The 22,857-nt window shown below is 67.9% G+C and carries 19 protein-coding genes; 14 read left to right on the top strand and 5 right to left on the bottom strand.

Annotation, left to right across the window (positions count from 1 at the left end; all coding sequences use genetic code 11):
- The first annotated feature begins 33 nt into the window (after positions 1 to 33).
- The 5 genes from BQ8008_RS11595 (at position 34) to BQ8008_RS11575 (ending at position 5,796) form a co-directional block, all read left to right on the top strand.
- The gene (locus tag BQ8008_RS11595; RefSeq protein WP_108834124.1) at positions 34 to 873 is read left to right on the top strand and encodes an ABC transporter permease; all 840 of its coding nucleotides are present in this window, start codon (positions 34 to 36) and stop codon (positions 871 to 873) included.
- Between the two features lie 146 nt (positions 874 to 1,019).
- Positions 1,020 to 1,976: a daptide-type RiPP biosynthesis methyltransferase gene (mpaM, locus tag BQ8008_RS11590; RefSeq protein WP_234415378.1), complete on the top strand. Its 957-nt coding sequence runs from the start codon at positions 1,020 to 1,022 to the stop codon at positions 1,974 to 1,976.
- A gap of 509 nt (positions 1,977 to 2,485) precedes the next feature.
- On the top strand, positions 2,486 to 3,538 hold the full coding sequence (locus tag BQ8008_RS11585; RefSeq protein ID WP_108834122.1) for a sensor histidine kinase: 1,053 nt from the start codon (positions 2,486 to 2,488) through the stop codon (positions 3,536 to 3,538).
- Positions 3,535 to 4,239, top strand: a complete 705-nt coding sequence (locus tag BQ8008_RS11580; protein ID WP_108834121.1) for a response regulator transcription factor — start codon at positions 3,535 to 3,537, stop codon at positions 4,237 to 4,239. Before BQ8008_RS11585 ends, BQ8008_RS11580 begins: the two co-directional genes overlap by 4 nt.
- 381 nt (positions 4,240 to 4,620) lie before the next feature.
- The gene (locus tag BQ8008_RS11575; protein ID WP_234415377.1) at positions 4,621 to 5,796 is read left to right on the top strand and encodes an SGNH/GDSL hydrolase family protein; all 1,176 of its coding nucleotides are present in this window, start codon (positions 4,621 to 4,623) and stop codon (positions 5,794 to 5,796) included.
- 188 nt (positions 5,797 to 5,984) lie between these two features.
- Here the strand turns inward: BQ8008_RS11575 and BQ8008_RS11570 are convergent, their stop codons facing one another.
- From BQ8008_RS11570 to BQ8008_RS11560, 3 genes are all read right to left on the bottom strand, one after another.
- Entirely contained in the window at positions 5,985 to 7,850 is a 1,866-nt protein-coding gene (locus tag BQ8008_RS11570; RefSeq protein ID WP_108834120.1) for an alpha/beta hydrolase, read from the bottom strand.
- Between the two features lie 284 nt (positions 7,851 to 8,134).
- Positions 8,135 to 8,992, bottom strand: a complete 858-nt coding sequence (locus BQ8008_RS11565) for an inositol monophosphatase family protein (RefSeq protein WP_108834119.1) — start codon at positions 8,990 to 8,992, stop codon at positions 8,135 to 8,137.
- Positions 8,989 to 10,455 (bottom strand): amino acid permease, encoded by a 1,467-nt coding sequence (locus tag BQ8008_RS11560; protein WP_199907990.1) that lies wholly within the window; start codon positions 10,453 to 10,455, stop codon positions 8,989 to 8,991. Before BQ8008_RS11560 ends, BQ8008_RS11565 begins: the two co-directional genes overlap by 4 nt.
- An 80-nt stretch (positions 10,456 to 10,535) precedes the next feature.
- On the opposite strand from BQ8008_RS11560, the gene BQ8008_RS11555 reads away from it, so the two are divergent.
- The 6 genes from BQ8008_RS11555 to BQ8008_RS11525 all read left to right on the top strand — a co-directional run bounded on the left by BQ8008_RS11555 (position 10,536) and on the right by BQ8008_RS11525 (position 16,768).
- Positions 10,536 to 12,242, top strand: coding sequence for a DUF2079 domain-containing protein (locus tag BQ8008_RS11555; protein WP_108834118.1), 1,707 nt, complete (start codon positions 10,536 to 10,538; stop codon positions 12,240 to 12,242).
- Between the two features lie 62 nt (positions 12,243 to 12,304).
- Entirely contained in the window at positions 12,305 to 12,763 is a 459-nt protein-coding gene (locus tag BQ8008_RS11550) for a FluC/FEX family fluoride channel (RefSeq protein ID WP_325048145.1), read from the top strand.
- Complete coding sequence (locus BQ8008_RS11545; protein WP_108834116.1) at positions 12,760 to 13,233, top strand: fluoride efflux transporter FluC; 474 nt, start codon at positions 12,760 to 12,762, stop codon at positions 13,231 to 13,233. The genes BQ8008_RS11550 and BQ8008_RS11545 overlap by 4 nt, the downstream gene beginning before the upstream one ends.
- Before the next feature lie 265 nt (positions 13,234 to 13,498).
- Positions 13,499 to 14,350 carry a DsbA family protein gene (locus BQ8008_RS11540; RefSeq protein ID WP_108834115.1) on the top strand — a complete coding sequence of 284 codons (852 nt, stop codon included), beginning with the start codon at positions 13,499 to 13,501 and terminating at the stop codon, positions 14,348 to 14,350.
- 153 nt (positions 14,351 to 14,503) lie between these two features.
- Positions 14,504 to 15,451, top strand: coding sequence for an ROK family glucokinase (locus tag BQ8008_RS11535; RefSeq protein ID WP_108834114.1), 948 nt, complete (start codon positions 14,504 to 14,506; stop codon positions 15,449 to 15,451).
- Positions 15,452 to 15,811: 360 nt separating this feature from the next.
- Positions 15,812 to 16,768, top strand: a complete 957-nt coding sequence (locus BQ8008_RS11525; RefSeq protein WP_108834113.1) for a siderophore-interacting protein — start codon at positions 15,812 to 15,814, stop codon at positions 16,766 to 16,768.
- A 183-nt stretch (positions 16,769 to 16,951) separates the two neighbouring features.
- Here BQ8008_RS11525 and BQ8008_RS11520 read toward each other — a convergent pair whose 3' ends face one another.
- Complete coding sequence (locus BQ8008_RS11520; RefSeq protein WP_108834112.1) at positions 16,952 to 18,265, bottom strand: AI-2E family transporter; 1,314 nt, start codon at positions 18,263 to 18,265, stop codon at positions 16,952 to 16,954.
- Positions 18,266 to 18,386: 121 nt separating this feature from the next.
- Positions 18,387 to 19,211, bottom strand: a complete 825-nt coding sequence (locus BQ8008_RS11515; RefSeq protein WP_108834111.1) for an alpha/beta fold hydrolase — start codon at positions 19,209 to 19,211, stop codon at positions 18,387 to 18,389.
- A gap of 40 nt (positions 19,212 to 19,251) precedes the next feature.
- Between BQ8008_RS11515 and BQ8008_RS11510 the strand changes: the two genes are divergently transcribed.
- The 3 genes from BQ8008_RS11510 to BQ8008_RS11495 all read left to right on the top strand — a co-directional run bounded on the left by BQ8008_RS11510 (position 19,252) and on the right by BQ8008_RS11495 (position 22,593).
- Positions 19,252 to 19,734 (top strand): S-ribosylhomocysteine lyase, encoded by a 483-nt coding sequence (locus BQ8008_RS11510; RefSeq protein WP_108834110.1) that lies wholly within the window; start codon positions 19,252 to 19,254, stop codon positions 19,732 to 19,734.
- A gap of 319 nt (positions 19,735 to 20,053) precedes the next feature.
- The gene (locus BQ8008_RS11505) at positions 20,054 to 21,010 is read left to right on the top strand and encodes an AlbA family DNA-binding domain-containing protein (RefSeq protein ID WP_442778225.1); all 957 of its coding nucleotides are present in this window, start codon (positions 20,054 to 20,056) and stop codon (positions 21,008 to 21,010) included.
- Between the two features lie 611 nt (positions 21,011 to 21,621).
- The gene (locus BQ8008_RS11495; RefSeq protein WP_108834108.1) at positions 21,622 to 22,593 is read left to right on the top strand and encodes a hypothetical protein; all 972 of its coding nucleotides are present in this window, start codon (positions 21,622 to 21,624) and stop codon (positions 22,591 to 22,593) included.
- Positions 22,594 to 22,857 lie beyond the last annotated feature (264 nt).

Below are 22,857 nucleotides of genomic sequence, written 5' to 3'. Positions count from 1 at the left end.
ACGACATCCAACCAGAACGAAGAGGAGACCACCATGACCGCAGCAATCAACACCGCTGCACCCGCCGGTATGCCCGAGTTCCCCCAGACGGGCCCAACCATCACCAGGACGAGTCGGCTGCGCGAGCGGGTCCTGCTGCCCCTGGCCATCGAGCGCACCAAATCCAGACGACCCTGGATCCTGGCCACCTTCGCTCTGGCCCTGGCCGTCCTCAACACCGCCAACGGCGTGTTCAGATACCTGGGCTACACAAAGATCTTCCGCGATCAGGGCGTCACCTGGCAGGTAGTGTGGGGCCAAGGCGCGCTGATGTGGAGTACCCTCTTCCTCCCCATGCTGATTACCTTCCGCGCCGCAGGACTGACCCGCATGGAGCACGAGCACGACAACTGGCGCCGCATGGCCACCTACGGCGCAACCATCACCACTTACACCGGAAAGCTCATCCTGACCACCCTGTTCGCCCTCTACTGCCAGATGGCCTTCCTCCTGCTCGTCATGGCTGCCAGCGCAGCCCTGGGATTCCACCTCACCCCGGCTGATATCGCCACCATGACCACCTGGGCCCTCCTGGGAACCTTCGGAGCCCTCACCATCGCCGCCGCCCAACTGCTCGTCGGCATCTACGTCCCCAGTTTCGCCACCACTGTCCTGACCGGCATAGGAGCCTCCTTCCTCAGCCTGGCCATCCTCCTTGTCGCTCCGCCACTGAGTCCTCTCTACCCATACTCCCAGGTCACCATTGGCATGCAGGCCCGCTCACTGGCCACACCCACGCCCGCGAGCATCGCCTGGTTCCTCATCTGGAACACCATCCTCATGACTGCCACCGTTCTCCTCAGCAGGCGAGCGCTAAGAAGGAAGCAGCACTGAGCACTGACTGGTGGACTGCCTGCTGGGTGCTCTTCGGACGCTGAGGTTCCTCACTCCATGAATAAGCCTCTTACCGTCATTGAACTCTGACATCGGGAGCATCCTGCTCCTCCGATAGGGAAGGACAAACTGATGTCCAAACGCCATTGTCGCCAATTTTGTTACTCACTCCAGGTGCGGGCCAGACTCCGGCCTGCCGCAACCGCCGCAGCCCATACCTGTTCCCTCGGCGCCCTGCGCAGCGCGATTACCGCTGGCTCGATCCGACCGAAGCCCCCTGCTGCTCAGGCCTGCATCTGGAGGTCAAGTCGGCCAACCACCCCACAGAACCTCAGGAGGTGATTCATATGGTTGAGGTACGAGCAGCGGGCCATGAATCCAGCCTTTCCTTCGGCACCGGTGCTCGACGTCGCCACGAGCTTACGCACCGGGACGACACTGAGATTGCCTCAATCCTTGATTTTCTCGAGATCCTGCCCGATCAGGCACTGGCCGGGTTGCGGGTCCTCGAACTTGCTTGCGGCTCGGGGCGTGTCACCGTGCCCATGGCGGCCGCTGGGCACCGAGTGCTCGCCACCGACCTCAGCATCGATGTGCTCAGTCTTCTCGCCGAACGACTGACTGAACGGCAGGCCATCCAATCGGGAATCGCAGGCCGGGTGGAGATCCAGCAGGCGGACATGGTCTCCTTCGACATCAAGGAGTCCTTCAAGGCCGTCTGTCTCCCCATGGCATCCATCACCCTCCTGAACCCTGAACAGCGACGAGCCACCATACGATGCGCGGCCGCCCATATGGCGATCGGTGGCGCCCTCATCGCCTCCATTGATCAAGTACTGCCTGCGGCAGCCGCAACCAGCACAATCCGGCTCCAGCCAGATACATGCCTCACCGAGGAGATCGACCATGTGGGTCGCAGGCGGCGCACCATCCTGCGCTGCCGCGACAAGGAGTACATCTCCGAGCACTATCTCGTCACGCCCGAGGACCTCGTCAACGACCTCAAGGACGCCAGCCTCTTTCTGGCTGCTCAACGCTCCACCCCCAATCCAGTTCTACCCCACCACATCAGCGTCATCCTCGGCGCTGTCAATCGACGGTGACACACACTCCAATGAGGGCATCCCTCTCGATGGATGAGACAACCGATCTCATCCGATCACCGGCCGGCCGCGTCCTCATTGGGTGTGCTGAAAACTTGCAGCAGGGTACGGAGGGTGCCGGCGGCCTGGATGATCACCGCCCATCCTTCGCGTTACTCGGCGTCAAGTCCGCAATGCGTCTCATGGACAGCCCAGACAGGAAAGCCCATGACGATATCGGTGTCCACAACCTGCGCCACCGCCACGACACCCGTGTAACCACAGCAGCCAGCCCCAACCCTAGGGAAGATAAACGGCGCGACGGACTATGTCAATCCCACCTTCATTTTCACGAAAACCGCTTGACACACCAACAATCCATCCGGTATTAAAGTTTTGTGAGCAACTTCTCAGGAGGCACCACCACCCGCCACCACTGGTGGACGGGCGTGCATCTATGGAGTGCATCCCGATCCCGGCAGCGATATGCCGCTATCGGATCCATAGTTGGTGTCATCAACCTGGTACTCATGCTCACCCTCGTCAACTCACCCAGCACAGAACGCCTCATCTTTCTTCTCTTAACAGTTATCACCCTGTCCCTCATTCCTGCATACCCCATATCGGGATCTGTCAGCTATTTGGCCCTCTGGATCGTGCTCCTTCAGGTGCCGCACGTTCCCGCCAGCGATGCGGTGATAACCAACGCCGTTTTCTTCTTCTATCTGGGACTGTTCCTCCCTCTGCGGATTGCGCTGACTCTTGCTCTCATCGTCCCGCTGGCGATCATCACCCCTACAGGCCCTATTTCAGTGGCGGCATCACAGCTGTTCCTCGCAGCCTGCACCCTTCTTCCCGGATCAATGATGCGTCGCACGGAGGCGACGTTACGTCAAAAGATCTCCGCCGCCACTGAGCAGCTGTCTTCTATCCGCGAGGAGATCGCGCGTGAGATGCATGACCTCGTCGCCTACTCGATGTCCCAGACCGCCTTGCGGGCCCAACGCGCAGCCGCGGACTCCTCCTACCCCGCCGCCGCACGGCAAGAGTTCGCCGCGATCGAGTCCACCGCGGCCGACTCGCTTCACGAGCTACGCCTCGTGCTTCGAGCCCTACGAAACAACGACGAGAACACCGATCGTGCAAGTATCACCGGGCTGGGAACCGTTGTGCTGGATCTTGAGGAGTCTGTGCGCGCCGTCGCCGACGACCTATCCGCATCCGGCTACTCCGTGATCTATCAGTGCAGGGGAGATGGGCACTACAACCGTCTTCAAGCCGCCATCCTCTCCCGGGTACTTCGGGAGATGAGCTCTAACGTTCTTAGGCATGCGGACCACGATCGGCCAGTCACCATCACCCTGAACCAGGACGTGGATAAGGCTCGCCTGGTGGTGACCAATGGGGTCTCCTCTTCGCAGCACAGACTCCCCTCCTCCGGGATGGGGATTCTTGGTATGAAAGAAAGACTTTCAACCATCGGCGGCTCACTGGACACACTGATGGACAACGGCACCTGGTTGACATCCGCCTCCATCCCTCTCTCACAGTCACCCACACTCGTTATCGAGGATGAGTCATGATCAGCATTGGTATCGCGGACGACGACGCCCTGGTTCGTCAGACGCTGACAGATCTCCTGTCCAAGAATGACGACATTGTTGTTGCCTGGACAGCCAAGGACGGCCAGGAGGCGCTCGACCTCTTCCACTCCTCGGAGGTCGACGGCAAGGTCCAGGCCGTTCTCGTGGACATCCAGATGCCCAAGATGGATGGCCTTGCGCTGGCTAAAGCACTTCTCGAGGAGAACCCGGATATTGCGATCCTTATCCTGACCACGTTCACGGCCGACTCCATCGTCGACGACGCCATGGCGTTGGGGGTACGCGGATTCGTTGCCAAGGAGGATGGCGCATCATCCTTGGCCGGCGCCATCCGACAGGCGGTCGCAGGCAATCTCGTCCTGTCTCCAACCTCATCGGCCATCATCAGCGACCAGGCCAGACTATGGGCAAACGGCTCTGCCCAGCCCTCAGAGTCCACCTCGAAGCAGACTCAGACACAGCAGAGCACTTCTCCACTCCCCCACGGAATCACCCTCTCAGAACGAGAACGGGAGGTGCTGACGCTTGTCGTCGACGCCAAGACCAACAAGCAGATCGCAACCCGGCTGGGGCTCAGTGAGGCCACCATCAAGACTCACGTCTCCGCGATCATCGCCAAGCTCGGAGTCCAGGACAGGGTGGGAGCAGTAGTGTACGCCCTGCAGCACAATCTGATTTGAGCGGAATCACCCGATCGACCTATCCGGATGGGTGATTCACGCCACTATCCAGCAGGAGATACTTAGAGCGTCACCAGCACCGATATCCGGAAAGGAACGATGATGTTTCACTTCGCTTTCGCTCTCTCACTCGCTCTTGCCCCTTTCAGCAAAGATCTTGACTGGCCACATTTTTGGTGATGGGGCACCAGTCTCTGACCTAGACAAACGCATATCCTCACAGCAGATACAAGTCCTCATAGGACTGAGCAAGAAGGTCCGACATTGCTGAGTCAACATCGCCTATCGCTCTCGAACCGACTGATCGATCTATCTGCACCACCGACCACCATTGTCGGCCGTACGCGACGCCTCACACCCCACCTCGGCCTACTGGTCACGGTGCTGGCCGCCTTCACCGCCATCGGCCCCTCAGTCTACTCGGCACCCATGGCCCCGTCACTGCCCACCGGCAACTATGTAGCCCTGGGCGACTCCTACGCCTCCGGGGTCGGGGCGCCTCCCTACGCCGAGGGCACCAACATCGAAGGCGGCAACCGGTGCAAGCGAGCCGCCGCTGCCTACGTCCACCAGGTCACCGACCGGACCGGCAAGACACTCGACTTCGGAGCCTGCTCCGGATCCTGGACCAAGCACTTCTACGAGGCCCGGACTCCCTGGAAGGAACCCGCCCAACTCGATCATCTGAGCGCCTCCACCGGTCTGGTCACCTTCTCCATCGGCGGCAACGACGCCGGCTTCGCCACCATCTTCTCCAAGTGCGTCACCGCCGCGCCCTTCTCCAACTGCTCCAGCAACAAGGAGATCACCGACCAAGTCGACTCCACCATCGACGCGCTGGCCGGCAAGGGGAAGCAGGACGGCGTCTACAGCTATGACACCGTCATGAGCGACATCGCCACCCGCGCTCCCAAAGCGACCGTCGTCGCCGTCGGATACCCGCGCATGTTCGCCCCGCAGGGGGCGGGCCAGATCCTCCCGGTCCCAGGACGCTGCGAGGGCGTCACCAAGGTGGACCAACGCTGGATCAACGCCAAGACCAACGAGCTCAACGCCGCCGCTGGGGCCGCCGCCCAGCGCCACGGCTACCAGTTCGCCGACCCCTCCGGTGCCTTCGCCGGACACGAGCTGTGCGGCCAGCAGACCTCCTGGTTCCAGAGCCTTATCGACGACGGACGATTCCACCCCAACGCCGACGGCCACAAGGCCATGGCCTCCTCCATCATGGACTCCCTGAACGCCCAGGGTCAGGAGGCCGCGCAGGACCAGCCCGCCGCCGCGCCGGCTCAGCTGGACAACATGCGCCCCACCGGCGCCTTCACCCTCACCCGCGACGGCGACCAGCTCTCCCTGGACGCCTCGGCCTCCACCGACGCCGACGGCGCAGTCGCCAACATCGACTGGTACGTCCAGCACGCCAACGGCACCGAGGAGATCCTCACCGGCGCCCAGGCCACCACCACCGTCCCTGCCGGCGAGCAGGTCTCCGTCACCGCCGTCGTCACCGACAACCAGGGCAAGGAGGACTTCACCACGCAGGTGTCCGCCGCCGGCTAGCAGCCGGAACCCAGGCCCAACAACAAATTCTTCACAGACGACACGGAGCCGTGTCGTCTGTGAAGAATTTGTTGTTGGAAAGGCGCGGCCGTCAGTGCACCGACGGCGAGCCCCACCCGACCCGGATCTGAGGGCGCTGCCTCCGCGCGGGCGGGCCGGGACGCCCGGACCGCCCGCCTACGCAGTGGCTACTCGTCGCCGTGGCAGGTCAGGCCCTCGTCGGGCATGGTGCCGGTGAGCAGGTAGGTGTTGACGGCGTCGTTGAGGCAGGGGGCGTCGCCGCCGTAGGCGGTGTGCCCGGTGCCCTCCCAGGTCAGCAGCCGGCCGGAGTCGAGCTGATCGGCGAGGGACTTCGCCCACGAGTACGGGGTGGCCGGGTCGCCGGTGGTTCCGACGACGAGGATCGGCGCGGCGCCGTGGGCGTGGATCGGCGCCGGCTTCCGGGTCCCGTTGTGCCCCCAGACGCTGCACGCCAGATCGATGCCGATCGAGGAGTCCCCGAAGATCGGGGCCACGCGCTTGGCCTCCTCGTACTGCGCGGCCCAGGTGGCCGTGTCGCCCTCCACCGGGTAGTCCAGACAGGTGACGGCCTGGAAGGCGCCACCGCCGTCGTCCTTCGATGCCGCGGCCTGGTCCTCCTGGACCGCGAACAGTGAACCGTCGCGGTGGTTGATGGCCTGGTCCAGGGCACTGGTCAGGGGTGCCCAGGCCTGCTCGGAGGAGTAGAGGTACTCGCTCAGGGCACTGACGATGTCGGAACCGGCCACTGTGCGGCCCGGGTCGCTGGTCGGCAGGGGGCTGCCGTCAGCGGAGGTGATGAGGTCGCGGATCTGCTGGACTCCGGCGTCGGTACCGCCGCTCAGTGGGCAGCCGGTGGAGGCCTGGCAGTAGTCGACGTAGGTGCGCAGCGCCTGCTCGAAGCCCGTGGCCTGCCCCAGTCCCTGGTCGGCGAGGGACAGGGCGGGGTCGATCGCGCCGTCGAGCACCATGCGCCCCGTCTTGGCGGGGAAGTACTCGGCGTAGACGGCTCCCAGGTAGGTGCCGTAGGAGAAGCCCAGGTAGGTCAGCTTCTCCTGGCCGGCCAGCGCTCGCAGGATATCGAGGTCGCGGGCGGCGGAGACGGTGTCGACGTGGTCGAGCAGGGCGGCGGGCGCGGTGCCGGCGGCGCACTGGTCACCCAGCTCCTGGAAGGACTGCCGGGTCGCCTCCGACCAGTCCTCGAAGGAGTCAGTGCTCGAGGCGACGTCGGCGGACGCCGCTGTGGACGGCTCAGTGTCCGCGGACGGCTCGCCCGAGGCCGACGGCGACGCCGAGGCGTCCCCGGAGGCGGAGGGGTCATCGGAGCCGGTCGAGTCACCGGTGTCGCTGCAGGTGATGGCCGTGGAGGATCCGACCCCGCGCGGGTCGAAACCGATGATGTCGTAGGCACTGAGCAGCTCGGGAGCGAAGGAGGTGCCCGCCTGCTCGGCGAAGGCGACCCCGGAGTCCCCGGGACCACCGGGGTTGATGAACAGGGTGCCCTGCGGGTGGCCGCCAGTGGCCGCACGTTTCTTCATGGCGATCGAGATGGTCTCACCCTGAGGATCGGCGTAATCGAGGGGGACGGTGACGACAGCGCAGTCGAAGGTGGCGTCGTCGGTTCCGTCGGAGGCGTCGCCCGTCCCGGTCGCGCTGCCGGAGCCCGGGGCGGCCGTTGCCTCCGCCGAGGTCGTGGCGGCAGCGGCCGTGGTGGCGGCACTCGCCTGGGCAGTCTCGGAGACCGCCTCCATGCCGCCGGTGGCGCCGCAGGGGTACCAGTCGACGGTCTGCTGGTAGAAGGACTCCAGGCCCGGGGGAATCGAGCCTTTGACGGCGGTCGAGCCGCCTGATGCGGGGACGAGTCCCGCCCCGCAGGCGCTCAGGCACCCTCCGATAAGGACCGCTAGAGCGCCGACCCCCACTCGACGGCGGCGTGCCGAGCCTCCTGTCGCCATGGGCTCCGCAGACGCCCTCGCCGAGACGGCACTTCCTGGATCGGCCGGCCGACGCCTCACTGTTCTTGTCATGCCCGGCATCCTACAAAGGCCACCTGCGGCCGCCGCGCCGCGCTCCTTCGCCTGCCATGGGCTGTGCGGCCAGCAGCCGGACCCTAGGCCCAACATCAACAAATTCTTCATAAACGACGCGGCTCCGGGTCGTTTATGAAGAATTTGTTGGTGGAAAGGCGCGGCTGTCAGTGCGCCGACGGCGAGACCCGAGCGGCCGCGCGTTCGTAGGGTAGGTCGCCCGTTCGTACCCTCTACCCCTCGAACGCGCGCCCCAAGGTACGACCGCGCGGAGCAGCCCGGCCCTGCAAGCCTCAGTCACCGGTGGTGCGCAGGTGCTCCAGCACCTCGGCGTGGGCCGTGGGGGTGCCCACGAGCAGGGACCCGGCGCGGCGCACGTCGAAGGGCGCCCCGTCCATCCGGGTGAGGACCACCCCGGTCTCGGTGCACATGAGCGCGGCGGCCGCGACGTCCCAGGGCTGGAGCAGCGGCTGGACATAGACGACCGCACCGCCCGCGGCCACCTCCGTCATCTCCAGGGCGGCCGCCCCGTAGCAGCGCATGCCGCGCGAGGCCTCGATGGCCCGACCGATGCCCGCGTGCCGCGTGAGCTGATAGTGGGCGATGACCATCCCCTCGCTCAGGGGCAGGTTCTCCACCGTCCCCAGGGCCTGCGGTGCATCGCCGTCAGCGCCCGCTGCGCCCTCCGTCAGCGGCTCGACCCAGGCGCCCCGGCCGCGGATGGCCGTGTAGAGCCGGCCGGCGACGGGGTCGGCGAGGACCGCCAGCACGGGCACGCCGTCGTCGACAAGGGCGAGCGAGACGACCCAGTCGCGGTGGGTGGACACATAGTTGAGGGTCCCGTCGATGGGGTCGAGCACCCAGGCCCGGCCGCGGTAGGTCTCGAAGTCCTCGACGCGGTGCGCCTCCTCGCCGTGGATGGGGATGCCGGTGGTCTCCAGGTGACGGGCGATGCGCTCCTCGACGCCGCGGTCGACCTGGGTGACCAGGTCGTTGCGGTGAGCCTTGGCCTCGATGCGCAGCTCCTCGCCCGGGTTCAGGGCGAAGGCGGCGGACCGGCGGACGGCACCCGTCGCCTGGGCGAGCAGGTCCTCCCAGGAGGCCGACGACGTCGAGTCCCCCGCCTCCCGCCCGTCACCGGAGGTGGTCACGGCTGAGGCTCCTGCCGGGCGGGGCGGCGGCTGTGAACGACCCACGCCACCCCCAGGGCCACCAGCCACAGGGGCGAGGCGAAGACCGCGACCCGGGTGTCATGGGCCTGGGTAAGGGTCCAGATGACGAAGGCGAAGAAGGCCAGGCACAGCCAGGCCGCCGCGCGCTGACCGGGCAGGCGGAAGGTGCTGGCCTCGTGGAGCTCGGGCCGTAGGGTCAGGAATCGCAGGTAGGAGATGACGATGACGCACCACACGAGGATGAACAGGACGCTGGCCACTGTCGTCACCGTCGTGAAGGCCTCGATGATGGACTTGGAGGTGTAGAGCAGCGGGATCGAGGTCAGCAGGCTGGCGCAGGTGACGATGAGGGAGATGCCCGGCACCGAGCGGGTCGTCAGCTTGCGGAAGATGTGGGGCGCGTTGTCCGCCCAGGACAGGCCGAACAGCATCCGGGAGGTGGAGTACACCCCGGAGTTGGCCGACGACGCCGCGGCCGTGAGCACCACGAAGTTGACGACGCTGGCGGCCACGCCGAGCCCCGCCAGGGCGAACATGGCCACGAAGGGACTGTCCTTGGGATTGATCTCCTGCCACGGAGTGACAGCCATGATGGCCGCGAGCGCCCCCAGGTAGAACAGGACGATGCGCACGGGGATGGCGTTGATGGCCCGAGGCAGGGTGACCTCCGGGTCCTTGGCCTCGGCGGCCGCGGTCCCCACGAGCTCAGTGCCCACGAAGGCGAAGATGGCGATCTGGAAGGCCCCGAAGAACCCGCTCAGACCGTTGGGGAACAGGCCTCCGCTCCAGATGTTGGAGATCTGGGCGTGGGCCCCGTTGGGAGCCGTGAAGCCCATCACTACCATGACGACGCCGACGACGACGAGCGCGATGATGGCCACGATCTTGATGATGGAGAACCAGAACTCGATCTCCCCGAAGGCCTTGACGGTGGCGAGGTTGAGACCGAACAGCAGGGCCACGGTCACCACCGGTGTGACCCACAGCGGCAGGTCCGGCCACCAGTACCCCACGTATCCGGTGATGACGATGACCTCGGCCACGGCCGTCACCAACCAGCACACGTAGTAGGTCCAGCCCACGAAGAAACCGGCCCACGGCCCGATGAGGTCGTGGGCGACGTCGGCGAAGGACTTGTAGGACAGGTTGGACAGGAGCACCTCGCCCAGGGCCCGCATCACCAGGAAGAGGACTGCGCCGATGACGGCGTAGACGACGAACACACCGGGGCCGGCCAGGGAGATCGTTTTTCCCGAGCCCATGAACAGGCCGGTTCCGATCGCCCCGCCGATGGCGATGAGCTGGATGTGACGGTTGGTGAGGTGGCGCTGGAGCTGCGGCTCGGCGTCGTGCTCCACCAGCTGGTCGAGGCCAGGCCGCTGATGCGGCGCTGAGGAGTCGGCCGCCGGACTGGCTTCGGCGGGCTGCGGCGTCTGGGACATCTCGTCTCCTGATCGTGGGTGACGCCACGAGCCTAGCGGTACCAGGTTCATCCCTGATTCACACGGGTAGGCTCAGCGCCGTGAACCTCGCCGTGAACCTCAGGGACCAGCTCCGCCACTCGCTTCCGGCCGCGATCGTCGTCGTCATCGGCGCCTGGGTAATGATCTACTACTCGACCGTCCAGTGGGAGACGATGAAGCAGGTCCCCAGCTGGGACCTGGCGATCTTCTCCGAGATGGCCAAGGCCTACGCCCACCTCCAGGCACCGATCGTGCCGGTCAAGGGAGACGGGTTCAATCTCCTGGGCGACCACTTCCACCCGATCCTCATCCTGCTGGGGCCGATCTGGCGGCTCTTCCCCACCCCCTTGAGCCTGCTCATCACCCAGGACCTGCTGCTAGCGGTCTCGGCCTGGCCGCTGACCCGTCTGGCCAGCCGACTGACGAACCAGTGGGTGGGCGGCGCGCTCGGGCTCGTCTACGTCCTGTCCTGGGGGATGCAGGGGGCCGTGGCCGCGCAGTTCCACGAGGTCGCCTTCGCGATGCCGATGCTGGCCTACGCCTCGGTCGCCTTCGTGGAGCGGCGCTGGGTGGCGGTGACGGCCTGGTCGGCGCCGCTGGTCCTGGTCAAGGAGGACATGGGGCTGACGGTTCTCATGATCGGGGTGGCCGTCATCCTCACCTCGATGGTGCCGGCCTGGTACCGGACCTGCACGGTCGGAGGACCCCGTGCCGACGGAGCCGACGACGAGGCCGGCGATGCCGCCGACGCCCGCAACCGGCGCCGGGGACTGCGGCTGGGTGTGGGCATGATCGTCGGCGGGGTCGCGGCCTTCCTCTTCTCCGTCCTGGTGTTCCTGCCGGCCTTCAACATCAACGGCGTGTGGGACTACGGGCTGAGCTCGGACAACAAGCCCACCAATCCCGACGCCCTGACCCAGAAGATCAAGGTCGTCATCATGCTGGTCCTCACCAGCGGCGTCGCCGGAGTGACCTCGCCCTGGCTGCTCGTGGTGCTGCCCACGCTGGCGTGGCGTTTCCTGGGGTCGGTGGACTTCTACTGGGTGTGGGACAACTGGCACTACAACGTCACCCTCATGCCCATCGCGATCGGGGCGCTGCTTGACGTCGTGGCCCGCCGCCGCGCGCACGGCACCTACCTGGCCGGCCGGCCCATCAGGGAGGTGGGGGTTGATGGCCGGGACGCCCTCGATTCCCCGGCTCGTGCTGCCGGCGGCGACGACACCTCCGCGGAGGCGGGCGGTGACGATCACGAAGGCGGTGAGGGCGACGCGAGCGGTGGCGACAGGCCGCGCAGGCGTCCGCACGTCTACCCCGCCTGGCTCTCGGTGCCGCTGCGGCACCGCTATGTGGCCGCGGCGAGCATCCTGACCGTCGTGGCGACCGGCGTCGTGACCACCCCCTATCTGCCGCTGTGGAAGGCCACCGACCAGAACTTCAACACGCCCAACGCCCAGACCAAGAAGGAGGATCCCGAGGCGCGGCGGGTGTCCACCGCCCGCGAGGTCATCGCCGCCATCCCGGAGGGGTCCACGGTGGTGACCGACCTGTCGATGCTGGCCTACCTGGTGCCCCGGGCCGAGGTCTCCTGGATGGGGACGAGCGGCCCGGACAAGGACTACGTCGTCATGAACCGCAACGGCGGCGGCAACCAGTGGAGCGTCTCCGACGCCGCCGCCTGGGGCGAGCAGCACTCCAAGCAGGGATCGACCTACACCGTCATCTACAACAAGAACGGCTTCCAGATCGCCAAGCGCAATGACTGAGGCGGAACCTGACGCAGCGCCCGAACCCGGGGCGGGCTCCCGGGCAGGTCCCGGTCGGGGCACTGAGGCGGCTCCCCGCCCCCGGACGACTCCCCTCGCTGGCCGGCTCGCTGGCCCTGGTCGCCGCGGGCGGCTGCGCGGGCACCCTGGTGCGCGCGGCCCTCGAGCACGCCCGGCCCGCCGCCCCCGGACACCTGCCGACGACGACGCTGGCCATCAACGTCGTCGGCGCCCTCGTCCTGGGACTGCTGCTCGGGTCGCTCGGCGAGCAACGCCCCCGCCTGCGCCTAGCCCTGGGCACAGGGGTGCTGGGCGGGCTGACGACACACTCGACCTTCATCCTGGAGAGCCATCGGCTCCTGGCCTCCGGCGGGGCCGCCGGTCGCCCGGCTCTTGGCGCCGCCTACCTCCTGGGGTCGATGGCTGCCGGGCTCGCGGCGGCCGCCGTCGGGCTGTGGCTGGCCGGCCGGCTGCGTCGCCGGGACCGTCAAGGCGGCTCCGCCCTCCAGGAGGCGTCATGAGCGGGACCGTGACCACCGGACTGGTGGGGTGGCTCACCGACTGGCTCCCTCTGGCGCTGGCCGGCGGAGCGGGGGCGGCCTGCCGCTGGAGCGTTGACACCCAGGTGAACCGGGTGAGCGCAGCCGTCTCAGGGGCGGCTTCGAAACGGCGTCGTTCCGGCACACGCCGGGGGCCGCGGATGCCTTGGGGCACCGTCGTCGTCAACATGACGGCCTGCTTCCTCATGGGTCTGCTCGTGGGCCGGGCGGGCAGCCCGCCGGATTCCGGTTCCTGGGCGGCCACGGCGCTGACCGTCCTGGGAACCGGGTTCCTGGGCGGGTACTCCACCTTCTCCACGGCCTGCGTCGAGGGGGCGCGGCTGCTGCTGGCGGGCCGGTGGGGGCCGGCGCTCGGGCACACCGCCCTCATGACGGCGGCGACCCTGGGCGCCGTCGGCCTGGGCCTCACCGCCGGTGCCGCCCTGCACTAGGACTGCTCCGGACCGGGGACCCCGACTCAATCTCGACGGATTCTTCATAGACGACACGTATACGTGTCGTCTATGAAGAATCCGTCGGGATGCGTGCGACGGGCCGTCTTCCTGCCCGGCACCGGCTGGGGGTGAGCCGAGCGTTAGCAGCCCGTGAGGTCGGGGCCGCTGCCGAGACACCGCTGAGACGGCTGTGACGAAGTGGGCTTCCACCGGCCTTATCAGGCGTGTCGCGGGGTGGCGCTCCTCTGAGAGACTCCCTGCCATGAGTGTTCAGCCGCCCTCGCCGACACCGGTTCAGTCGAAGAGCAACCGCGCCGTCGTGGTCATCCTCGTGGTCATCGCCATCGTGCTGGCCGTGATCGCCGCGCTGCTGCTGCAGAACGTCACCTCCAAGCACCACCGAGGCGCGGCCACCGCCTCCGCCTCCTCCGGCTCGACAGGCACCAACGGCTCGGCCACAGCGGTCCCCGAGCCGACGCCGGCGCCACCGGTCCCCGACGCGCAGACCCTGGAGCTCATCCACTCCGAGACCCACCGCGACCCCGCCGACGGCCAGGCCAAGGGCAAGGTCGACGCCCCGGTCGTCATGGTCGTCTACTCCGACTTCGCCTGCCCCTACTGCACCCAGTTCGCCCGGAACGTCGAGCCCGAACTCACCGACCTGGTGGACCGGGGCACCCTGCGCATCGAGTGGCGCGACCTGGCCCAGATCAGCCCCACCTCACCGCTGGCCGCCCAGGCCGGCCGGGCCGCCGCCAAGCAGGGCAGGTTCTGGGAGTTCCACGACGCCGTCTACGCGGCCGCCGACCCCCAGGGCCACCCGGAGTACACCGAGGACTCGCTGGTCGCCTTCGCCCAGAAGGCCGGGGTGGCGGACATCGAGCAGTTCCGCACCGACATCAACGCTACTGAGACCGTCAATGCGGTCACCGAGGCCAAGAACCACGCCCACTCGATCGGCATCACGGGCACCCCGTTCATGATCGTGGGCGAGACCTTCATCGGCGGCTACCAGGACGCCGACTACATGAAGGCCGTCATCAACAGCCAGGCCGCCAAGGCCAAGACTTCCAAAACCTCCAAGACCTCCGCGGCGCCGACGGCGACGCGCTGACAACCTCGCCGCCTCGTCCCCCGACTCGCCACCATGGCGGGCCGGGGGACGTTATTCTTCATCTCATCAGCTCACCCCAATCGTCGGTCTGCTGGACGGTCAGCAACCCGCATGGCAACGTAAACAACGGTCGTTCAACCAAGGAGCGCGAGCATGGCACTGAGTGTCGGAGTAGATGTCGGCGGGACGAAGATCGCGGCCGGCGTCGTCGACGACGACGGACAGGTTCTCCAGACGGTTCGGCGCGACTCCCCCGCCGCCAACCGCCAGGCGATCATCGACACGATCACCACGGTGGTGCGGCGTCTGCACGAGGACTTCCCGGATGCGGCCACCGTGGGTATCGGGGCGGCGGGCTTCGTCTCCTCCGACCGCAACACGATGATGCACGGCACCAACCTGGACTGGACGGGGATGCGGATCGGCGACGTCATCTCCGAGGGTGTGGGTCTGCCCGTCGTCGTCGAGAACGACGCCAACGCCTTCGGGTGGGCCGAGGCCCGCTTCGGAGCAGCCCGCGGCAAGCGCAACGCCCTCATCGTGGCCATCGGCACCGGTGTGGGCGGGGCGATCATTGTCGACGGGCACCTGCTGCGCGGGGCGGCAGGCTTCGGCGGGGAGATCGGGCACATCACCGTCGTGCCCGGCGGGCGGCCCTGCGGCTGCGGCCTGCGCGGCTGCCTGGAGCGCTACAGCGCCGGCACGGCCCTGGGCGTCAACGGCTGGGAGCTGGCGCAGTTCCGCCCGGCCTACGCGGCCCGGATCATCGAGCTCTCCGGCGGCGACCCGGAGCACATCTCCGGCAAGGCCGTCACCGCGGCCGCCCGCGAGGGGGACCCGGCCGCCCTGGAGTGCTACGAGCAGCTCACCCACTGGCTGGGGGTGGGACTGGCGGACATGTGCGCGCTGCTGGACCCCGAGGTCATTGTCATCGCCGGCGGCCTGGCCGAGGCCGGGGAGATCCTGCTGGCCCCCACGCGCAAGGCCTTCACGGCCAACCTCACCGCGGGCGCCAGCCGCCCCGCCATCCCGGTGGTCCTGGCCGAGGGCGGCCAGGAGGCCGGGCTCGTCGGTGCCGCGGACCTGGCCCGTCAGCCCTGAGCCGCGTCGAGCCGTCCGGGCAGACGACGACGCTCCAACCGCCCAGCCCTTTCTCGCGGCCTCATGCAAGACGACACGGCGTCAACGTGCTCTCTTCCACCAACCACCCTGTTGTTAGGTGCGCCTTACCTGGGTTACTGTCGTCGCGTTCGGCCTGTCCTCCGAGGTCATCACCGCCCCGGTCTTGGGCACGCCCCTCATCCTTCCCCAGGGCCGCCATCACGTGCGGCGCCGCGGTCCCGGAGGAGGAGCAGGAATAGACGCCCACACGCACAACCGCCGCCTCGCAGCCGCCTCAATCAGACTCTCTAGCGGCACGGCCCCCGAAGCGTACGCTCAGCCGCACGAAGGAGCCCCGAGATGAGCCCAGCCAGACCGTCCGCCTCACCGACCTCCCCCTTCCGCTTCTTCCACGTCACGGTGGCAGCGATCCACGATGTGACGCCGTCCATGCGGCGCTTCACCTTCATCGGGCACGATCTGATCCACTACGCCGACCCGGGCTGGGACCAGCGGATCAAGCTGGTGCTGCCGGCGCCGGCGTCGGGCTATGAGCAGCTGCCCGACGGCGAGGACTGGTACGGCCGGATGATGAAGCTGCCCGAGGAGCACCGATGCCCGATCCGCACCTACACGACGCGCTCCGTGCGCTACGACGCCGCGGATCCCGGCGGCACGGCCGGGCCCCGAACCGAGGTGGATGTCGACATGGTGGTGCACGACCCGCTCGGCCCGGCCGCGCGGTGGGTTCTCGACGCCGTCGTCGGTAGCGGGGCGGTCCTGCTGGGGCCGAACCGACAGTGGGACGGCGACGCCGGGGGCGTGGACTTCGTGCCGCCGCAGGTGACTGAGCGCTTCCTTCTGGGCGGGGACGAGACGGCGGCGCCGGCGATCGCCCGGATCCTGGAGGGCCTGCCGGCGAGCGCCCGGGGAGTCGCCGTCGTCGAGATGCCCGGTGACGCGGACGCCCCCTATCTGCCCACGCACCCCGGGATCGAGGTGCGGGTCACCGGGCGCGAGGGGCGCGCGCACGGTGAGGTACTGACCGAGGGCGTGCGCCGGGCCGCCGAGGAGCTGTGCCCGATGGGAGTGCCGCAGGAGGTCGAGGAGATCGACGTCGACCGCGAACTGCTGTGGGACGTGCCGCGCCACGCCAAGGGCGGGAACGCGCTCAAGCGCACGACCCTGTACGCGTGGCTCGCCGGGGAGGCGGCCGCGGTGCGGACGATGCGCCGCCACCTGGTCAGTGAGCGCGGCATCGACCGGCGCTCTGTGGCCTTCATGGGCTACTGGCGCCAGGGCCGCGCCGAGGGCTGAGCCCGAGGGCCCGGTCTTGGTCACCCGACCCGGGGGATCGCATCAGCGAGGACGTACTTTCCGCGTGAGGACTGCGTTCTGCTGCAGATGACTGAGGTCAGGACGCATCATCCTGGATGAAAGTACGTCCTCGATGCAACACGCAGTCGCCGATCCCCTGAGGCGACCGGCGCACCCAGGCGATCAGTCCGCCTGGGAGCGTTGATGGCTGCCGGACACCCCGGAGCCGTCGACGCCGTCGGCCCTCTCGACCGTCTCCCTAGAATCCCAGGCACCCCCCGCCTTCTCAGGCTGCTCAGCCTTGTCGACGGCCTGTTCGACGACGGGACGGCCGTGGTCGGGATCCGCCGCCCCGACGCCGTCGCCGTCCAGGTCGAGCTCGTCGAGCACGTCCTCATCCAGCTCATCGGGGTCACGCACGGGCGAGTCGCCGGCGGACAGGAAGATCCCCACCCAGCGCGAGCGGGGATCGGAGTCGATGAGGATGGCCTTGACGAACAGGGTCAGCGGCACCGCCAGGATGGTCCCCAGCGCCCCGATGACGGTGGACCAGAACAGCAGGCATAGGAACGTCGTCGTCGTGTTGAGCCCCACCGCGTCCCCGGTGAACTTGGGCTGGACAAGGGACTGGATGACGAAGTTGGCCACCACGTAGGACAGGACCACCCACAGCGCCGTCCAGGGCCCGGAGTCCACCAGGCCCAGGATCGCCGGGGGCACCACGCCCAGGACGAACCCGATGTTCGGGATGTAGTTGGTGATGAAGGAGACCACGCCCCAGGTGATCGCCATCGGCACATCCAGGTACCACAGGGTCAGCACATTGATGACGGCCACGACGAGGCCGAAGATCGTCGAGACCATCCAGTAGGAGCGCACCGCCTCGCAGAAGGAGACGAGGGCGGAGGCCATGCCCGGCTTGAGGACGCTCAGGGCCGCCGTGCGGACCTCGATCTTGGCGGTATCGAACATGAGGAAGACGACCACCATGGCCATGACCCCGAGCATCGCGCTGGCCGAGCTCACCTGCCCCAGAATCGCCTGCGCCACCATGACGAGCCGGGAGGTGTCCAGGACGTCGGTGACCTGCTTGAGCACCGTGGACTGGTCCACACCCATGCCGTTGAGCCGGGCCTCGGCCTGATGCCAGATCGCCTGGAACTTGGGGGCGTACTGCGGGAGGGTGTCGACGAGCTGCGCGACCGCGACAGCCAGGGCCGCGAACAGCAGGACGACGAAGGCGAAGATGAGCAGGATCGCCGTCGCCGCCGCGACCACCCGGGGCACGTGGTGGCGCGTCATCCAGGACACCAGCGGCCGAACCGTCACCACCAGGGTGAGGGCGAAGAAGGCCGGAGCGAAGAGGTCCTTGATGAGGTAGAGCCCCACCGACCCGATCGCCAGCGCCGCCAGGAGGAAGGCGATGGTCTCCCCCTGCGTGCGCTCCCCGGGGACGGGGACGGATGCCTTTCGGGCTTTCTCGGACACAGCTGCCATGTCCGCATCCTCCCACGGGCGCATGGTGGGCCGGCGGCGCAGCCCCTGCGCGCCGCGGGAGTTCTCCGTCTCTTCCGGCTCTCAGGCGCTCTTGCGGCGTTCCTCCGAGGTTCCTGCGGTCTCATCCCACCGGCATGAGCCCGGTCAGCCACTCGTCGACAGCGCGGTAGAAGGCCTCCGGGTCACTGCGGCGCACCTGGTGGCCGGCTTCGGGGACGAGCACCGGGGTGACGTGGGGGTTGCGAGCGGCGCCCTCCAGACCCTCGCGGCCCACACGTGCACTGCCGGGCCGGTCGCCGGTCAGCAGCAGCGCGGGGACCTCGAGCGCAGCCATCGCCTCGTCCCAGGGGACCTCAGGGGTGACGACGCCGGAGAGCAGCAGGGCCGGATCGGTGCGCTGGGAGGCCCATACGCCCGGGAGGGCCTCGACGTCGGGCATGGTCTCCAGAGCGCGACCGACGGCGGACGGCAGGTCGTCGGCCTCGGCGGCACGGGCCCGCTCCCGGGCGGCACCGCGAGCCAAGAGCTCGCGCGGGCCGCGGGTGCCGAAGCGGGCCGGGTCCTCCAGGACGACGCCGGTGACCAGGTCGGGGCGGCGCCCGGCGGCGACCATGGCGGTGGCGGCACCCATCGAGTGGCCGATGACGACCGGGGCGGGCGGTGTCAGCAGCCCCAGCGCGGCCCGGCCGCGTGAGGCGGTGGCAAGGTCCTCCAGGACGGCGATGAGGTCCTCCACGAGGACCTCCCCGGCCCGCTCGAGCTGGGCCGGCTCCCAGCGTGGGGACAGGCCGTGCCCGCGGGCGTCGACCGCGACGACCCGGTAGCCGCGCGCCACCCAGTGGTCGATCGCCTCGGCCAGGGAGACCGCGGAGCCGGTGATGCCGTGGAGAAGGACCAGGGTGGGGGCGTCGTCGGGCCCCGCGACGATGCGTGCCAGTGGAGTCATGCCCCCATCCTGCCTGGTTCCGGCCCCGTAGGCTGACCCCATGAGCGACACGAGTGAGCAGAACGCGCCGAGGATGAACGTCGAGTCCTTCAACCTGGACCACACCAAGGTCGCCGCGCCCTACGTGCGCGTGGCCGACCGCAAGGAGCTGCCCGGCGGGGACGTGCTCGTCAAGTACGACGTCCGTTTCTGCCAGCCCAACCGCGCGCACCTGGAGATGGAGGCCGTGCACTCCATCGAGCACCTGAGCGCCGAGCTCATGCGCAACCACACCGACCGGCTCATCGACTTCTCCCCCATGGGCTGCCAGACCGGCTTCTACACCCTCATGCTGGGGATGGAGACCGAGGAGTTCCTGCCGCTGCTGGAGGCGACCTTCCGCGACATCCTCGACGCCGAGGAGGTGCCGGCGGCCAACGAGGTCCAGTGCGGCTGGGGGGCGAACCACTCGCTGGCCGCCGCCCAGGAGGCGGTGCGAGGCTTCCTCGCCGCCCGCGAGGAGTGGACGCGGGTCATGGCCTGAGGCGCCCGAGCAGCCGGATCGGGCTGATCAGGCCGCCGGGGACGATCGGCGCCGTCGGGTGCGCTCGACGCGCACGGGGACAGGAATCCTGTTCCCCTGCGCGTGGCATGTCCCCGCCCGGCTTGGGGCTGCCCCCGGCGCGGCCCTAACGGCCCGGCAACCCCGGGCCCGGCACAGTGAGGGGTCGATGCCGCGCTCAGTCGTCGAGCCCGGCTCGGCGGGCCGGCACCGTACCCTGAGGCCGTCCCGCACGCGCCCACCGGGGCGCTGATCCGCCGACTTCCCGATTCCCGAAGAGCAACGAGAACCATTGACCACCATGGAGAGCACCGTCATCGCCAATCCCGCGAACCCCATCCTCATCTGGTGGGTGATCGCCCAGCCGCTGCTGCTCCTGCTGTCCTACCTCGTGGGGCGGGTGACGCGGTTCCTGCTGCGAGGAAGGGTGACGGTGTCGGACTCGGCGGCCACCCTCATCGCACTCATCGGGCTGTGGCTGGGGCTGCTGCTGTCGGGATGGTTCTTCGATGAGGGCGACCTGTTCTCGGTCAAGATGCTGGCAACCTCCTGCGGAGTGGCGGCCGCCGTGCTGCTCGGGGCCTCCGCGATGCTGGCCCGGCTCCAGCACCACCGCACGCTGCTGCCGATCGCCGAGGTGGCCCAGATGGGCGAGTCCGACCGGCTGGAGTTCAAGTCCTCGGCCCGCTGGAACCTGCGCACGGACAAGCGCGACGACGCCATGGAGGAGGTCGTGGCCAAGACGGTGGCGGCCTTCATGAACTCCGCGGGCGGCACGCTCCTGCTCGGGGTCGACGACGACGGCACCCTCATCGGCCTGGGGCCGGACTACTCCACCCTCAAGCAGCCCGACGCCGACCGCTTCGAGCTGTGGCTGCGGGGCATGTGGCGCACGCGCATGGGGACGAACGCCGCCGCGCTGCCGCAGGTGGACTTCGCGCCCACGCCGGACGGGACCGCGGAGGTGTGCCGGGTGACCGCGCCCCCGTCCCCGCTGCCGGTCTACCTCAAGCCGGCCAAGGGGCGCGACGGGGCGGCGCTGTGGGTGCGGGTCGGCAACTCGACGCGGCGCCTGGAGGTCGACGACGCCGTGGACTACGTCATGCTGCGCTGGCCGCGGATCAACCACATGGCCTGGCCGATCCGGCTGGGGAACTTCCTCCTGCGCCGGGACCAGTCGCACCGGGCGCTGCCCATCAACCCGGCCGCCGCCGTCACCGCGGCCACGGCGTCCCGAGGCGAGGAGGGCGCCGGCTAGCCGTCCTCACGCACCTTCCACCGGCACCCTTCTCACCGCCGGGGACGTTCCACGCGGTTGGGTGCGGGCCAGCGGGAAACCGTTCTCGCCCGCATGGGGCGCCGCCCCACCGTTCCCACGGCGAGCCTGGGCGACATCGTCAGCCTGCTCTTCATGGACTCGATCGCCGAGAACATCGACGGCACCAGGCTGCGCGACCTCATCGAGGCGGTCATCATCGGACTGAGCACACCGACGAACGCTGACGACGCCCGAGTCGCTCCGCACCAGAGCCTGCCTCCCGTCGAAGCGACGGATCCCGCCCCCTCACACGGTGCACATCGACACCATCCCCGGCGACAGAAGGCCACAGCTACCAGCCGACTCCCACTGCACACTCTCTACAGCGCCCCAACAGAGCCACCATGCGGCGAATCTGTCCGTACGGGACGACTTTGAATCACAGCAGCCGCACCGCGGTTTACAAAGGCCCAGGTCATCGCCCTGTTACCTACAGATACCGGATTCGATCAACCGCTAAAGTCGTCCCATCTGGACAAAACGGACCCACCTCAATCCACACCCCCCACTCCAACGAGACATACTTTGATGATGTTTGACATCATTTACGTATGGATAAGTCATCCAGAATCGAGGAGCTGCTGGCGCGACTCGCCGCTCACCAGGGAGCAGCGCGCCTGAGCACGCTGTGCAGCACGCGGACCGAACGTCGTCTTGCCACCCGAGCCGCCGCCGATGGGCTCATCACCCTTCACCCGAACCACGTGGCCGCGCTGAAGAGCGCCGACCCTCGTTTCATCCTCTGCCGACGCATCAGGGGTGTTATCACCTGCGCCCATGCGATGCAGCACTACGGCCTGCCACTGCAATCAGCGCCCACAACGTTGCATATCGCCATCCCCTGCAACCAGGGTCACATACCGGACGCAATCGGGCGCGTCGTCACCCATCGGTTGAGCGGCCTCATTCTCCCCGCCGCAGATGCGGCACCGGTGGCACCCGTGGAGCAGGCACTCATCTGTTACCTGCGTTGCGCGGATGAGCTTGATGCACTCATCGCACTCGATGCAGCCTTTCGACTTAGTCTGACTACCCGCCCTCAGCTCGAGAGCCTCCTACAGGGTCCGCGAAACCGCCGCACCCGTACGCTTGTGTCGCGCTCGCATCCCGACGCTCGCTCTCTCCTGGAGACGATCGCCCGTTACGAGCTGGAAGAGGCCGGATACCGGCCAGCGACGGCAGTGTCTGTCCCTGGTGTCGGAGAGGTGGACATGGTGCTGACGGCTCACCCACAAGACCTCGTCTCCGGCCTCACGCCCGACACCAAGGCGCTTCGAGCAGGCAGCCACCCAGCGCTTCTCATTGAGACGGACGGCTACGCCTTCCACTCTTCCCGTCTCGACTGGGAGCACGACCACCTGCGCGACCAGGCCGCGGTCAGCGCAAGCCACGTCCCATTGCATCTGACCAGCCGACAGGTCCTCCAGCACAGCACGGTCGAGATTGTCGCCCCCGTCGCCATGCGCATGGGGATCACCCCGATCATCCACTCCAGGTGGGGCGATGGCGCCCTCACCCCATAGGTTCCAAGCAGAACGAGCACGGCAGACAAACCAGGAAAGTCGCCACATGGATCATTGGCGGACGCAGTCTGCCGCATCCGCCCGCTCCAGGAGTCAGACGTTCCGACTCCTGACCCATGGACGTATGACCGCAGCATGTCCTCAGGGGCATGATCCCGACAGAGCTGCCATGCGGCGAATCTGTCCGTACGGGACGACTTTGAATCACAGCAGCCGCGCCGCGGTTTACAAAAGCCCAGGTCATCGCCCTGTTACTTACAGATA

The sequence above is a fragment of the Actinomyces sp. Marseille-P3109 genome, assembly GCF_900323545.1.
Taxonomy (GTDB): domain Bacteria; phylum Actinomycetota; class Actinomycetes; order Actinomycetales; family Actinomycetaceae; genus Actinomyces.
This window is presented reverse-complemented; position numbering and strand designations above follow the sequence as displayed.